This is a genomic window from Roseateles sp. GW835-FHT13E02 (assembly GCF_058794035.1).
Genome location: NZ_JBXAGJ010000001.1, coordinates 265,205 through 279,883, shown reverse-complemented (window position 1 = coordinate 279,883; position 14,679 = coordinate 265,205). Strand labels below are relative to the sequence as shown.

The 14,679-nt window shown below is 67.0% G+C and carries 9 protein-coding genes; 4 read left to right on the top strand and 5 right to left on the bottom strand.

Annotation, left to right across the window (positions count from 1 at the left end; all coding sequences use genetic code 11):
• Window positions 1-345: 345 nt before the first annotated feature.
• The 4 genes from AC1Q6P_RS01195 to argA all read right to left on the bottom strand — a co-directional run bounded on the left by AC1Q6P_RS01195 (window position 346) and on the right by argA (window position 3,948).
• Window positions 346-645 (bottom strand): H-NS histone family protein, encoded by a 300-nt coding sequence (locus tag AC1Q6P_RS01195; protein WP_102767381.1) that lies wholly within the window; start codon window positions 643-645, stop codon window positions 346-348.
• Window positions 646-809: 164 nt separating this feature from the next.
• The gene (locus AC1Q6P_RS01190) at window positions 810-1,892 is read right to left on the bottom strand and encodes an extracellular solute-binding protein (RefSeq protein WP_171825839.1); all 1,083 of its coding nucleotides are present in this window, start codon (window positions 1,890-1,892) and stop codon (window positions 810-812) included.
• A gap of 306 nt (window positions 1,893-2,198) precedes the next feature.
• Complete coding sequence (locus AC1Q6P_RS01185) at window positions 2,199-2,471, bottom strand: oxidative damage protection protein (RefSeq protein WP_102767379.1); 273 nt, start codon at window positions 2,469-2,471, stop codon at window positions 2,199-2,201.
• Window positions 2,472-2,595: 124 nt separating this feature from the next.
• A complete protein-coding gene (gene argA, locus AC1Q6P_RS01180; RefSeq protein WP_171825841.1) occupies window positions 2,596-3,948 on the bottom strand; it encodes an amino-acid N-acetyltransferase in 1,353 nt (450 codons plus the stop codon).
• Window positions 3,949-4,274: 326 nt separating this feature from the next.
• Between argA and hrpA the strand changes: the two genes are divergently transcribed.
• The 4 genes from hrpA to apbC all read left to right on the top strand — a co-directional run bounded on the left by hrpA (window position 4,275) and on the right by apbC (window position 13,969).
• Window positions 4,275-8,084: an ATP-dependent RNA helicase HrpA gene (gene hrpA, locus AC1Q6P_RS01175; protein ID WP_492664293.1), complete on the top strand. Its 3,810-nt coding sequence runs from the start codon at window positions 4,275-4,277 to the stop codon at window positions 8,082-8,084.
• Between the two features lie 241 nt (window positions 8,085-8,325).
• Window positions 8,326-10,137, top strand: coding sequence for a serine/threonine protein kinase (locus tag AC1Q6P_RS01170; protein ID WP_492664257.1), 1,812 nt, complete (start codon window positions 8,326-8,328; stop codon window positions 10,135-10,137).
• A gap of 86 nt (window positions 10,138-10,223) precedes the next feature.
• Window positions 10,224-12,788, top strand: coding sequence for a protein kinase domain-containing protein (locus AC1Q6P_RS01165; RefSeq protein WP_492664258.1), 2,565 nt, complete (start codon window positions 10,224-10,226; stop codon window positions 12,786-12,788).
• A gap of 83 nt (window positions 12,789-12,871) precedes the next feature.
• Window positions 12,872-13,969: an iron-sulfur cluster carrier protein ApbC gene (apbC, locus tag AC1Q6P_RS01160; RefSeq protein WP_492664259.1), complete on the top strand. Its 1,098-nt coding sequence runs from the start codon at window positions 12,872-12,874 to the stop codon at window positions 13,967-13,969.
• A gap of 75 nt (window positions 13,970-14,044) precedes the next feature.
• Here apbC and AC1Q6P_RS01155 read toward each other — a convergent pair whose 3' ends face one another.
• Window positions 14,045-14,590 (bottom strand): Mpo1 family 2-hydroxy fatty acid dioxygenase, encoded by a 546-nt coding sequence (locus AC1Q6P_RS01155; protein ID WP_102767374.1) that lies wholly within the window; start codon window positions 14,588-14,590, stop codon window positions 14,045-14,047.
• Window positions 14,591-14,679 lie beyond the last annotated feature (89 nt).

The window sequence follows — 14,679 nt, the reverse complement described above, 5'->3', positions numbered from 1 at the left end:
TGGATTTTCAGTGGCGCGGCGATGCTAGCAGTCATGGCAATGCTTGCCAGGGTTTTCTGCCCCTTCAAACGGGGTGGGCGGTGCGGCCAGGCATCAATTTCACCCGAGGTCAAGCCGAGTTTCTGTGTGGCGTGGCGCTGCCTGCGGCCCAAAAAAAAGCCGCCCGAAGCGGCGGCTTTTTGAGATGTGCGACGAGGCGCGTTTTAGAAACTGGCAGGCGGTGCTGCGGGCGAACTCGAGACTGAAATCTGGTGGCGTGTGCCAGCGCCGGGAGCGTTGGGTTTGCTTCGGAGTTTCAGCGCAAAACGCCGGCCGAGCTTCAAGCCTCGGCAAGGGCTCAAACCCTCAAACGTGGAAATCGTTCAGGCTGGCACCGCCGGCAATGGCAGCTTTCAACCACTTGGGTTGCAGGCCGCGGCCACTCCAGGTTTCACCGGTGGCTTGATTGCGGTATTTCACGGCCACTTTGGAGGCGGATTTCGCAACCTTGGGCGCACGGGTGCTCAAATCGGCGGCGGTCAAACCAAAATCAGCCATCAGGGAGCGCACCTTGGCGATGGCATCGGCGCGCTCGCGCTCCTTGGTTTCGGCGATTTGTTGGTCGAGTGCAGCCCGTTGGGCCAGGAGGTCTTTCAATGATGACATCGGTGCAAATCCTCGCAAGGTTTGGTGTCCAACCCAAATGGTCGGTTTGATTATAGGCATGACCGCCCAAAATCAAACAAGTCCGTTCAAACCCTGTTGTGATTTGATCCTCAGTATCCTTGGATACTCAAGTCAGATTCATCAAACCCCTGGCCCGAGGTGCTTCATTTGTAACCGACGCGGTCAAGAATCTGCTGCACCTGCGGTTGGTGGCTGCCCACCACGGCCACCGGGATGGTTTCGCTCTTGAAGCGCCCCAGGGCGTCGAGCGCCGGGTTGGCCGGGCGCACCGAGGGCACGGCCGGCCATTCGTTGTTGCCGTTGGCGAAATAGGCCTGCGCTTCGTTGCTGGCCAGATATTCGAGGAACTTGATCGCGTTGGCGCGGTTTTTGGCATGGCGGGCCACGGCGCCGCCGGCGATATTGATGTGGGTGCCCCAGCTTTGCTGATTCGGGAACACCACGCCGATCTTTTCCACGGCGCTGCGATCTTCCGGTTTGTCGGAACGCATCATGCGGGCCAGATAGTAGGTGTTGGTGATGGCCACACCACATTCCCCGCTGGCCACGGCCTTGATTTGGTCGGTATCACCGCCCTTGGGCTCGCGCGCCATATTGGCGACCATGCCTTTGAGCCATTGCTCGGTGGCCGCTGCGCCCAAATGTTCATACACCGAGCCAAACAGGGAGAGGTTGTAAGGGTGCGACCCCGAGCGGGTGCAAACCCGGCCCTTGTTTTTGGCGGCGCCCAGGTCTTCGTAATTGAGCACCTCATCTTTCTTGACGTTCAGCTTGTTGTAAACCACCACACGGGCGCGGGTCGACAGGCCAAACCAGGTGGTGCCCTGGGCAGTTTCCTTGGCGCGCAGTTGTTCGGGGATTCGTTGTTCCAGCACGGCCGATTTGATCGGCAGGAACAAACCTTCTTCTTCCGCCCTCCACAAACGCGCGGCATCGACCAGCAAAACCACATCGGCGGGGCTGGCCGCGCCTTCACTCTTCAAACGGGCCAGCAGACCGGCGTCATCGGTATCGACACGGTTGATGCGAATGCCGGTGGCCTTGGTGAAATTTGAATACAGGGCCTCGTCGGTTTGGTAATGACGGGCCGAATACAAATTCAGCTGTTCCTGGGCTGAAGCCGAGGTCCCTGCGCCGCACAAACCGGCCAGCAGGCTCAGGGCCAGCAGGGGGCGTTGCAGCGGCGAGAAAACGCGTTGACGCAGGGTGGGGGTGAGGTTTCGCATGAGAGACAACTCCGGTCCTTGAGAATGCGTGAAAGTGTACATTGAACAAGAATTATTCTTGTTTGAGATTGAAAACAAACCCGCGCGAAGCGGGTTGTGTTTGCAGGCGCGAGGGCAAATCGGCCAGTGCCGTGCTGTCAGGCCCCGTCGGCGGAGGTTCCGCGCAAAGCGGTGCCGCGCTTAGGCTGCGGGCGGGCCATCACTCGCTACCGCTTCGGCGCCAGCGCAGAAGAAGAACTGGTGGTGACCCCATCACCTGCGCTGCGCGCAGATGCATGCTCCCCGCAGTTCTTGCCCTCGCTTCGCTCAGGCTGTGGGCGGGACGTAACCCGCCACCGCTTCGGCGCCAGATCCGAAGAAGAACTGCTCCATCTGGCGGGCCAGGTATTGGCGGGCGCGCAGATCGGCCAGGTTCAGGCGGTTTTCATTGACCAGCATGGTCTGGTGCTTCATCCACAGCGCCCAGGCTTCCTTGCTGATGTTGTTGTAGATGCGCTTGCCCAGCTCGCCCGGGTAGGGCGCGAAATCCAGGCCTTCGCCTTCCTTGTTCAGATGGGTGCAGTGGATGGTGCGTGCCATGGGTGAATCCTTGTGGGGTCGTGAAAACGAAGCGAAACAAAAAGGTGTGTGGCTCGAGGGCTCAGGGTGGCGCACTCTAGCGTGCGAACAATGGCCGTGTCAGCGGCGAGTTTTTTCAGTGGGCTCAGCCCAGTTTTTTGACCAGGACCTGCGAGCGGCGGTCCCAGTTGTACTTGCGCTTGCGCTCTTCGGGCAGCCATTCCGGGTCCACCGGGTGGAAGCCGCGCTTGATGAACCAGTGCATGGTGCGGGTGGTCAGCACAAAGATGCTGCTCAGGCCCTGTGCCTTGGCACGTTGCTCGATGCGCTTGAGGATGCGGTCCCCGTCGCCCTGGCCCTGCACATCGGGCGAGACGGTCAAGGCCGCCATCTCGGCCGTGCGTGCTTCCACGTACGGGTAGAGCGCGGCGCAGCCGAAGATCACGCCGTCGTGCTCGATCACGGTGTAGAGCTCGATGTCGCGCTCGATCTCGGTCCGGTCGCGCTTGACCAGGGTGCCGTCGCGCTCGAAGGGTTCGATCAGGGCGATGATGCCGCCGATGTCGTCGGAGTCGGCCTCGCGCAGGCTTTCCAGCTTTTCATCGACCACCATGGTGCCGATGCCGTCGTGGGTGTAGACCTCTTGCAAGAGGGCGCCGTCCACTGCGAAGGGCACGATGTGCGAACGCTCGACGCCCGACTGGCAGGCCTTGACGCAGTGCTGCAGGTAGAAATCGACATCGATGGGCGGCGTGGCGCCGGCGGCCGGCTTGTTCGAGCGCGCCAGCATGCGCACCGCGTCGGCCAGGGCCAGTTCGGTGTCGACCGGGCTGTCCGGGTCGCTGGGATCTTCGCGCACCCCGGCCACTTCGCAGACGAAGAGCAGCTTGTCGGCCTGCAGGGCGATGGCGGCACTCGTGGCCACATCTTCCATCGACAAATTGAAAGCTTCCCCCGTGGGCGAGAAGCCAAACGGGGACAGCAGCACCACCGCACCGCTGTCGATGGCGCGCTGGATGGCCGCCGCATCGACGCGGCGCACCAGGCCGCTGTGCTGGAAATCGGTGCCGTCGACGATGCCCACCGGGCGGGCCGTCAGGAAATTGCCGGAGACCACCCGCACCGTGGCATTGGCCATGGGCGTGTTGGGCAGGCCTTGAGAGAAGGCCGCTTCGATCTCGAAACGCAGCTGGCCGGCGGCCTCCTGGGCGCAGTCCAGGGCCACGGCGTCGGTGACGCGCATGCCGTGGCTGTAAATGGCTTTCTGGCCCTTGGCGGCCAGTTGCTCGTTCACTTGCGGGCGGAAACCGTGCACCAGCACGATCTTGATGCCCATGGCGTGCAGGATGGACAGGTCCTGCACAAAGGCATTGAGCTTGCCGGCCGCCACCAGCTCACCCGGCATGCCCACCACAAAGGTCTCGCCTCGGTAAGCGTGGATGTAGGGCGCCACGGCGCGAAACCAGGGGACGAAGGTGTGGGGGAAGACAAGGCTCATGGCCCGGGATTGTGCCGCAGCTGCGGGTCTTCCCGAGGTAAGGCGCGCTGCGAATCCGGCGCGTGAACGGTGCCAGGCTTCAGCTTTGGCCTGAGCGCTTGGCCAGCCACCCGGGCGGGAACGCGCGCAGCACGGATAATCCGCGCCTCGTGAACGCCAAGCCCCCCCATCCCCCTCGTCCACCGGGCACTGCCCGCCCTGACACTCCGCGCCCGGCTCAGCCCGCGGCCCGCCCGGCCGCCGGCGCGCCCGAGCCGGCCGAAGCGGCGCGTCCGCCACGCCCGCCGCGCCCACCGCGGCCCCCGCGGTCCGAGAGCGAGCGGCCCCTGCCGCCGGCCAACCCGCTGCCGCCCATCACCTTCCCCGAATCGCTGCCGGTGTCCAGCCGGCGCGATGACATCGCCCAGGCCCTGGCCGAGCACCAGGTCATCATCGTCTGCGGCGAGACCGGCTCGGGCAAGACCACCCAGCTGCCCAAGATCGCCCTGGCTCTGGGCCGCGGCCGCGCGAACACCGGCAAGCTGATCGGCCACACCCAGCCGCGGCGGATTGCCGCCAGCAGCGTGGCCAAGCGCATTGCCGACGAGCTGAAAACGCCCCTGGGCGAGATCGTGGGCTACAAGGTCCGCTTCCAGGACCGCCTGCAGCCGGGCGCCAGCGTCAAGCTGATGACGGACGGCATCCTGCTGGCCGAAACGCAGACCGACCCGCTGCTCAAGGCCTACGACACCCTCATCATCGACGAGGCCCACGAGCGCTCGCTGAACATCGATTTCTTGCTCGGCTATCTACGCGAGGTGCTGCCGCGCCGGCCGGATCTGAAGGTCATCGTCACCTCGGCCACCATCGACGCCGACCGCTTCGCCAAGCATTTCGAGTCCGCCAAGGGGCCTGCTCCCGTCTTGATGGTCTCGGGCCGGACCTTCCCGGTCGAGCAGCGTTACCGGCCGTTTGAAGAGTCGCGCGAGTACGACCTCAACAACGCGATCTGCGATGCGGTGGACGAGCTCTGGCGCGAGGGTGGCGGCGATGTGCTGGTCTTTCTGCCCGGCGAGCGCGAGATCCGCGAAGCGGCCGAGGCCCTGCGCAAGCACCACCCGCCTGGCGTCGAGGTGCTGCCACTGTTCGCGCGCCTGTCGCAGGCCGAGCAGGACCGCGTGTTCGAGCCTCACGGCCAGCGCCGCATCGTGCTGGCCACCAATGTGGCCGAAACCTCGCTGACGGTGCCCGGCATCCGCTACGTCATCGACCCCGGCACCGCGCGGGTCAAGCGCTACAGCTACCGCAACAAGGTCGAACAGCTGCAGATCGAGCCGGTCAGCCAGAGCTCGGCCAACCAGCGCGCCGGCCGCTGCGGCCGGGTGAGCAACGGCATCTGCATCCGTCTCTACGACGAGAAGGACTTCAACGAGCGACCGCGCTTCACCGACCCGGAAATCCTGCGCAGCTCGCTGGCCGGCGTGATCCTGCGCATGAAGTCCCTGGGCCTGGGCCAGGTTGACGAGTTCCCCTTCATCGAGCCGCCGCCGCGCAAGGCCATCGCCGATGGCTACCAGCTGCTGCAGGAACTGGGCGCGGTGGACGATCTCAACGAGCTCACGCCCCTGGGCAAGGAGCTGTCGCGCCTGCCGCTGGACCCACGCGTGGGCCGCATGATTCTGGAAGCGCGCAAGCGCGAGTCGCTCAACGAGGTGCTGATCATCGCCAGCGCCCTGTCCGGCCAGGATGTGCGCGACCGGCCCATGGAGCAGCAGCAAGCGGCCGACGAGAAGCACAAGAAGTTCGACGACGAGAAGAGCGAGTTCCTCGGCTACCTCAAGCTCTGGAAATGGATCGAGGAAGCGAAAGGCGGTCACGGCGAGCACAAGCTCAGCAACCGCCGCTACGAAGCCCTCTTGCGCGAGAACTTCATCAGCCCGCGCCGCGTGCGCGAGTGGAAGGACATCCACTCCCAGCTCCTCACCGTCGTGGCCGAGCAGGGCTGGCGCCTGAATGGCAGCCCCGCCACCTACGAGCAGCTGCATGTGTCCATGCTCTCGGGCCTGCTGGGCAATCTCGGCCTCAAGAGCGATGAGGACGAGTGGTACCTTGGCGCGCGCGGCATCAAGTTCTGGCGCCACCCCGGCGCCCACCTGAGCAAGAAGCCGGGCCGCTGGATCGTGGCCGCCGAACTGGTGGAAACCACGCGTCTGTTCGGCCGCGGCATTGCGGCGATTGAGCCGCAATGGCTGCCCGGCATCGCCGGTCACCTGATCAAGACCCAGCTGCTGGAGCCGCATTGGGAGAAGAAGGCGGCCGAGGTGATCGCGCTCGAGCGCGCCACGCTTTACGGCATCGTCATCTACGCCAATCGGCGCGTGAACTTCGGCAATGTCGATGCCAAGGCGGCGCGCGAGATCTTCATCCGCGAGGCCTTGGTCAATGGCGAATGGGAATCCCGCCTGCCTTTCCTGGCCCACAACGAGCGCCAGATCAAAAAGGTCGAGGAGCTCGAGCACAAGTCGCGCCGCCAGGATGTGCTGGTCGACGACGAGCTGATCTACGCCTACTACGACAGCCAGCTGCCGGCCGAGGTCTGCTCGGGCGCCACGCTGGAGCGCTGGTATCGCCAGGCCAGCAAGGCCGAGCCCAAGTTGCTGCATCTGAGCCGCGAGGAGCTGATGCGCCACGAGGCCGCCGGTGTCACCACCGAGGCCTTCCCCAAGACCCTGCGCCTGGGCGGCGTTGATTGCACGGTCAGCTATCTGCACGAGCCCGGCGATGCGCGCGACGGTGTCACCGTCAACGTGCCCATCTTCGCGCTCAACCAGGTCAGCGAGGAGCGCTGCGAGTGGCTGGTGCCCGGCATGCTGGCGCCCAAGATCACCGCCTTGCTCAAAAGCCTGCATCAGCGCCCGCGCTCGCGCCTGGTGCCGCTGCCGGACTTTGTGGCCGAGTTCATCGCCAGCCATCCTTTTGCCCAAGGCGCCCTGGTCGAGGTGCTGCTCAAGGCCGTGCGCGAGCGCACGCAGCTGGCCATCCAGCGCAATGACTTCAAGCTCGAGCAGCTGCAGCCGCATCTGTTCATGAACTTCCGCGTGGTGGACGAGCATGGCCGCCAGCTCGGCCAGGGCCGCAATCTGGCGGCGCTGAAGTCGGAGTTGGGCGGCCAGGCGCGCTCGGCCTTCCAGGCCCTGGCTGCGCTCAAGCTGCCTTCATCGGCGCCTGTGACCGAGCCGCTGCCGCCCGTGGCGAAAGGTGGCATTCGCGCCGAGGTGGTGCCAGCCAAGAAGCCGGTGCAAGAAACCGCCAAGACCTACACGGCTTGGACCTTCGGCGAGCTGCCCGAGCTGATGGAAGTCAGCCGCGGTTCGCAGACCTTGATCGGTTTCCCGGCCTTGATCGACCGCAGCAGCCATGTCGAGATCGAGGTGTTTGACGAGCCCGATGTGGCCGCTGCCAAGCACCGCCAGGGCCTGCGCCGCCTGGTGGCGCTGCAGCTCAAGGAGCCACTCAAGTTCCTGGAGAGGAACATCCCCGATCTGCAAAAAATGTCGGTGCTGTTCATGAACCTGGGCACGGCCGAGGAACTGCGCGACCAGATCATCGGCGTGGCCCTGGACCGCGCCTTCCTGGCCGAACCCCTGCCCAAGGATGAGTTCAGCTTCAAAGCCCGCATCGAAGAAGGCCGCAGCCGCCTCAACCTGATCGCCCAGGAAGTGGCGCGCCAGACCGGCGTGGTGCTGCAGGAGCTCCATGCCGCGCAGAAGAAGCTCAAAGACAGCCGCGCCGCCAAGGACGTGGCCGAGGACATCACCGCCCAGCTGCAACGCCTGGCACCCAAGAACTTTGTGCTCACCACCCCCTGGGCCCAGCTGCAGCATCTGCCGCGCTACCTCAAGGCCGTGACGGCCCGACTGGACAAGCTGCGCGCCGATGCCGCCCGCGATGCCAAGCTGATGGCCGAGCTCAAGCCTCTGGAGCAGCGCTATCTGCGCCGCGTCATCGAGCTCAAGGGCACGGCCGACGCCCGCCTGGCCGATTTCCGCTGGCAGCTGGAGGAGCTGCGCGTCAGCCTCTTTGCCCAGGAGTTGCGCACGCCGCAGCCGGTTAGCGTCAAGCGGCTGGACAAAGTCTGGGCACAGCTACAAGGCTGAGGCCAGACTTTGCGGCGAGACTGACATCTGCCCGCAGGGCATGTCAGGTCGGAGCCACAAGGTCTGGGCCCAGCTGCAGGCCTGAGGACTCGGGAGCAGGTGAGGAGGGCAGGGGGGGGCAGTAGGGGGGGGCTGAGCGGAAATAAACCGCCTTTCCCGCTCAGCTTGTGGCCTGCAGTTGTTGCAGTTTGTGTCCAATAGGGCGATAACGATCTCGGTCCTGTTGGGTCCCGCTTTGTCCGTGTCAGACGCCTCCGCCTCTTCATCCACCCCCGCCGACAAGACGGTCGCTGCGGCGCCCATGCGCCGCTTCGGCCGCTTTGAGCTGCGCGCCCTGCTTAACAAGAGCGCGCGCAGCATGCTGTGGGTGGTTTATGACGCGCGTCTGGGCCAGGAGCTGTACCTGTGCATGCCGCGCGTGGCGCCCAACAGCGCCGCGGCCATGGAGCACTGGCAGAAGATGGCCCAGGCCGCCTCGCGCGTGCAGCATCCGAATCTGGCCCATGTGATCGAGATCGGCCAGGTCGAGCAATGGCCGTTTGTGGCCTACGACCGTGCCCTCGGCGAAACCCTGGATGAACGCCTGGCCCGCCAGAGCGCCCCGCTGCCGGTCGAAGCGGCCGAGTGGGTGTGCCAGTACCTGGAGGGCCTGGCCTTCGCCCACGAGGCCGGCCATGCCCACCGCGATGTGCAGTGCTCCACCCTCATCATCGGCGCCAACAACCAGGTTCGTGTGCTGGGCCTGGAGGTGGCGCAAGAGGTGTTTCCGGCCACCGTGGACTTCAACACCGTCACCCGCCGCGCGGTGCGCGAGTCGGCGGCGGAGGATGTGCTCTGCGTCGGCCTCTTGCTGCACCGCATCCTCAGCGGCCGGCCGGTGCTGGAGCAAAACGATCTGCAATCCGTGGTGCAGCAGATGCAGCCCCTGGGCCGCGAGCTGGTGCGCCTGGGCTGGGAGACGCCGCACCCCATTCCCGACCCGCTGCGCGCCATCTGCAACCGCGCCAGCGACCGCCAGGCCCGCCAGCGCTACCACATCGCCCGCAGCCTGCTGCGCGCGCTTGATGGCTGGCGCACCACCGCCGCCAGCGATCAGGGCGGCCCGATCGCCCTGCTGATGGACAAGCTGCAGCGCATCGGCCACCTGCCCAGCACCAGCCCCAATCTCAGCCGCATCGGCGCTGGCCTGGAGCGCCAGCACAGCAGCACCTTGTCGGCCCTGGTGCTGCAGGACATGGCCCTGAGCCTGGAGCTGCTGCGCCGCGTCAACCTCTCGCTCAAGCAGAACGGCGCGCCGGTGGACGGCACCGTGCTCAATATGCAGCGCGCCATCGCTATGCTGGGCCTGGACGGCGTGCAGCAGGCCGCCCGCGCGCTCAAGCCCTGGCCCGGGCCGCTCAGCGAGCTGCAGGCCACCATGCTGCGCAGCCTGATGAAACGGGTGCACCGCGCCGGGCAGATCGCCCAGGTGCTGCGCCCGGCCGGCTACGACGGCGAGGTGGTCTACCTGATCACGGTGATGCAGAACCTCGGCCGCCTGCTGCTGCAGTACCACTTCCCGGACGATGCTCAGCAGATCCGCCAGCTGATGCAGCCGCCCGAGCCCACCGAAGACCAGCCCCATCCTCAGGGCATGACCGAGCAAGCCGCCGCCTACGCGGTGCTGGGCTGCGATCTGGAGGCGCTGGGCGCGGCCGTGGCCAAGCACTGGAGCCTGGGCGAGGAGCTGGTCCACATGATCCGCCGCCAGCCGCCCGAGGCGGCCGTGCGCCACCCCAGCAACGACGCCGATCTGCTGCGCCTGACCTGCAGCCTGGCCAATGAGCTGGTCGACGCCCTGACCCAGGTCGAGGCGCGCCGCCAGCCTGCCGTCGAGGCGGCCACGCGCCGCTACGCCCGCGCCTTGGGCCTGGGCCTGCAGGACATCAAAGAGGCGCTCAACCCCGAGACGCCGCCGCCCCCCACCTTCGACGCCCAGCAGCCGCCGGCCCTGGTCGATGCGCCCCGCGCCTCGGCGCTGCGCAAGCGCCTGACCGGCGGCGCCACCGGCTAGCGGCCATGCGCGCCGGCCTGTGTCCGTCCTTCGCTTTCACGCCGGTGCTCCGGTGCTGAGACCTCCCCGAGCTTCGCGCCCCCACCATGCTGCCCACGCTGCCCGCCGACGAACCGAGTGATCTGATCCAGGAGTCTGCGGAGGAGGCGGCGACGTCCGAATTCGGCGGCTACACCATGCCGGCGCCGCTGGCCGATCTGCATGTGCCGCAGCTGGGGCGCTTTCACTTGCTCAAGCGCCTGGGCGAGGGCGCGCAGGCGACCGTCTGGCTGGCCCATGACCCGCGCCTGGACCGCGAGGTGGCGCTCAAGGTGCTGCGCCCGCCCAGCGATGGCCGCAGCGTGGACGAGTGGCTGCACGAGGCGCGCGCCGTCAGCCGCCTCCACCACCCCAATATCGTGCCGGTCTTCGAGGCCGACATCCAGGATGGCCAGGCCTATCTGGTCTTCGAGTACGTGGCCGGCGGCTCGCTGGCCGACCGCATGCGCCGTCAGGTGGACAGCGGCGGCGCCCTGCCGGCCCGGGTGGCGGTGGAGCTGAGCCTGGGCCTGCTCGATGGCTTGCAGGCCGCCCACCAGGCCGGCGTGGTGCACCGCGACCTCAAGCCCAGCAACATCCTGATCGATGCCAAGGGCCGGCCGCGGGTGATGGACTTCGGCATCGCCGGGCGGCTGAGCGTGCCCTCGGCGAACAGCGGGTCGGGGCCGATCGGCCCGCGCATCGTCGGCACCCCGGCTTACCTCTCGCCCGAGGCGGCGCGCGGCGAGCTGCCGACACCGTCCATGGATGTCTTCGCCGCGGCCGTGCTGCTGGCCGAAATGCTCAGTGGCCAGCGCCTCAACCATGACCCCGATCCCTGGAAATCGGTGCGCCGGGTCAAGGACGAAGAGCTGCAGCTGCCGCCCGGCCTCGGGCCCGAGGTGGACGACGCCTTGCGCGCCATCGTTCAGCGCGGCCTGGCCCGCGACCCGGCCCAGCGCTGGCCCAGTGCCCTGGCCATGCACGATGCCTTGGCCCGCTGGCTGCGCCCCGAGGCCGCGCCGGAAGGGGCCGCAGCCCAGGGCGAGGGCGCGGCGCTGGAGTTTCTGTTGCGCCGCATGCGCATCAAGAGCGACTTCCCGGCCATGAGCCAGGCCATCAGCCGCATCCAGCGCCTGACCCAGTCCGAGCATGAGAGCCTGTCCAGCCTGTCCAACGAGATCCTCAAGGATGTGGCGCTGACGCAAAAGTTGCTGCGCCTGGTCAACACCGTGCAGTTCCGCCACACCGGCGGCGGGGTTCAGGCTGGTGGCATCAGCACGGTGTCGCGCGCCGTGGCCCTGATCGGCTTTGGTGGCATCCGCAACCTGGCCCTGTCCCTGATCCTGCTCGAGCGCATGGAAAACAAGGCCCATGCCCAGGCCTTGCGCGAGGAGTTTCTGCGCTCGCTGATGGCGGCCTCGCTGGCACGCGAGCTCTGCCTCAATGGCCCCAGCAGCCAGGAGAGCGAAGAGGCTTTTCTGGCCGCCCTGTTCTACCACCTGGGCCGCTCGCTGACCGAGTTCTACTTCCCCGAAGAGGCGCGCCAGATCCGCCGCATGCGCCGCCCCGAGCAGGGCCCGGCCGGCGAAGAGATCTCGCCGGGCCTGAGCGAGGCCAGCGCCTCCATCCAGGTGCTGGGCATGAGCTACGAACAGCTGGGCCTTGGCGTGGCTCGGCAATGGGGCCTGCCCGAGGGCCTGCAGGAGAGCATGCGCCGGCCCAGCGGCGAGCCGCCCCAGCGCTGGATCGACAAGCCCTCCGAGCGCCAGCGCTGGCTGGCCCATGCCGCCAATGCCGTGGCCGATGTCATCCTGCACACCGAGCCGGACCAGGCCCATGCCAAGGTGCATGCCATGGCCCAGCGTCATGCCCGTGCCCTGGGCCTGAGCGCCAGTGATTTCGACCAGGCCGCCGACCGGGCCCGCGCACGCCTGAGCCAGATGGCCGAGGCCATGGGCATCGCCCTGCCCAAGAGCTCGCCGGCACGCCGCCTGCTTGCGCCGCTGCAGCCCGCGCCGGACGACTCGCTGAGCCCGCACCAGCTGCAGGCCACGGTGCTGGAAGAGCCCACGCTCAGCCTCACCGGTCAGGCGCTGACGCGCGAGCAGGCGGTGGAGACCCTGGCCTCGGGCATCCAGGACATCACCAATGCCATGGTCGAGAGCTTCAAGCTCAACGAAGTGCTGCGCATGATTCTGGAAACCATCTTCCGTGCCATCGGTTTCCGGCGTGTGGTGTTCTGCCTGCGTGACCCCAAGAGCGAGCAGCTGACCGGCCGCTTTGGCCTGGGCGAGGGCGTGGAGGCGGTGGTGCCGGCCTTCCGTGTGCCGCTGCGCCTGCCCAGCCACGGGGCGCCGGACTTGTTCACCGCGGTATGCCACAAGGGCGCCGACACCTTGATCGCCGATGCCTCGGCCCCCAATATCGCCGAGCGCCTGCCGCCCTGGTACCAGGGTGCGGTGCGGGCCCCCAGCTTTTTGTTGCTGCCCATGATGCTCAAGGGTCAGCCCTTCGCCATGATTTATGCCGACAAGGCCCGGCCCGGCGCCATCGATCTGGGCGAGAAAGAACTGGCCTTGCTGCGCACCCTGCGCAATCAGGCGGTGATGGCGTTCAAACAGGTGGCATGAGCGGCCCATCGGGCCCCGGCGGCCTGGGGTTTTCCCGGCTCGGCTAGACTGCGGGCCCCGTCGCAGCAGCCCGAGCCATCGCCATGTCCAGCCCTATCTCTGAAGCCACCGTCTTGCAAGCCCTGCAGGCCGTGATCGATCCCAACACGGGCAGCGATCTGGTGTCGGGCAAGCAGATCAAGAATCTGCGTCTGAATGGTGCTGATGTGGCTTTTGATGTGGAGCTGGGCTACCCGGCCGCCAGCCAGCGTGCCGCCCTGAGCGCCGCCCTGGAAACCGCCGTGCGCACGCTGCCCGGTGTCGGCCAGGTGAACATCGCCATCGCCAGCAAGATCGTGGCCCATGCGGTGCAGCGCGGTGTGCAGCTGCTGCCGGGCGTGAAGAACATCATCGCCGTGGCCTCGGGCAAGGGCGGGGTGGGCAAGAGCACCACCGCGGCCAATCTGGCGCTGGCGCTGGCCGCCGAAGGCGCACGCGTGGGCGTGCTCGATGCCGACATCTACGGCCCCAGCCAGCCGCTGATGCTGGGCGCCTCGGGCCGGCCGGACAGCCTGGACGGCAAGCTGATGGAGCCCAAGCTGGCCCATGGCCTGCAGCTGATGTCGATCGGCTTCCTGGTCGAGGACGACCAGGCCATGATCTGGCGCGGCCCCATGGCCACGCAAGCCCTGGAGCAGCTGCTGCGCCAGACCCGCTGGCAGGACCTTGATTACCTGGTGGTGGACATGCCGCCCGGCACCGGCGACATCCAGCTGACCCTCAGCCAGCGCGTGCCGGTGACCGGCGCCATCATCGTCACCACGCCCCAGGACATCGCCCTGATCGATGCCAAGAAGGGCCTGAAGATGTTCGAGAAGGTGGGCGTGCCCATCCTTGGCCTGGTCGAGAACATGGCGGTGCACATCTGCACGAACTGTGGCCATGCCGAGCACATCTTCGGCGCCGACGGTGGCAAGAAGATGGCCGCGCAGTACGGCCTGGACTACCTCGGCGGCCTGCCCCTGGCCCTGTCCATCCGCGAGCAGGCCGATGCCGGCCGGCCTTCAGTGGTGGCCGAGCCCGAGGGCGAGATCGCCGCGCTGTACAAGGCCCTGGCCCGCCAGGTGGCGATCAAGATCGCGTCCCAGGCCAAGGACTACTCGGCCAAGTTCCCGACCATCTCGATCTCCAGCGGCACCTGAGTTTGCAAGGTTCGGCAGGCCCTCTAGCCAGGCTATAGGCCAGGCAGGGACTCAGAGTGGGCGTGGCCCAAGAACTCAGGCCACCGGGTGGGCCAGATCGCGGAGATGGGTGGGGCCGACGCGGCGCTCGATCTCGGCCAGCATGGCCCGGCCCCAGCCCAGGGCAAACAGTGCTTCGGCCACGACAAACATCGGGCCCACCAGGAGGCCAACCAGGTCGTCGACAAAGGCGGGCTTCTTGCCCTCGTAGTAATGGCCCAGGAACTGGATGATCCAGCCCAGCACAAAGCTGCCCAGGCCCCAGCTCAGCCATTGCGCCGTCGAGCCTGCCGCCAGCGGCTCGGCCAGGGCCATCAGCAGTCCGTTGACCGCGCTGACGGCCAGGCCCAGCACCAGATTGCCGCGGGTCAGGTACCAGGCCGTGCTCAGGCCCCAGACAGCCCAGGCGCCGTTGAAAGACAGGCCCAAGGCCTCGAACTGCAGGCGTGCCAGCAGCACGCCGGCCGCGAACACGATCAGCGGGATGCCGACGAAATGGGTGGCGATGTTGCGGCGGTCGCGGTGGTAGCTGGCGTACTGGGCCATCAGCTCGATGGCAGGTCGGAAGGGGCTGGCGGCCATGGTGGCTCCTCGTGAAAGCGCGTGAAATCGCGTGAAATCGTGTTTGTGCCGATGCTATCGCACTCGCCCTTGGGGGCGCTGGGGGCCGC

Coding starts and splice junctions, on each gene's coding strand:
- AC1Q6P_RS01165 (WP_492664258.1), top strand. CDS start 10,224: ATGCTGCCCACGCTGCCCGCCGACGAACCGAGTGATCTGATCCAGGAG.
- AC1Q6P_RS01195 (WP_102767381.1), bottom strand. CDS start 645: ATGTCATCATTGAAAGACCTCCTGGCCCAACGGGCTGCACTCGACCAA.
- argA (WP_171825841.1), bottom strand. CDS start 3,948: ATGAGCCTTGTCTTCCCCCACACCTTCGTCCCCTGGTTTCGCGCCGTG.
- AC1Q6P_RS01155 (WP_102767374.1), bottom strand. CDS start 14,590: ATGGCCGCCAGCCCCTTCCGACCTGCCATCGAGCTGATGGCCCAGTAC.
- AC1Q6P_RS01190 (WP_171825839.1), bottom strand. CDS start 1,892: ATGCGAAACCTCACCCCCACCCTGCGTCAACGCGTTTTCTCGCCGCTG.
- apbC (WP_492664259.1), top strand. CDS start 12,872: ATGTCCAGCCCTATCTCTGAAGCCACCGTCTTGCAAGCCCTGCAGGCC.
- AC1Q6P_RS01185 (WP_102767379.1), bottom strand. CDS start 2,471: ATGGCACGCACCATCCACTGCACCCATCTGAACAAGGAAGGCGAAGGC.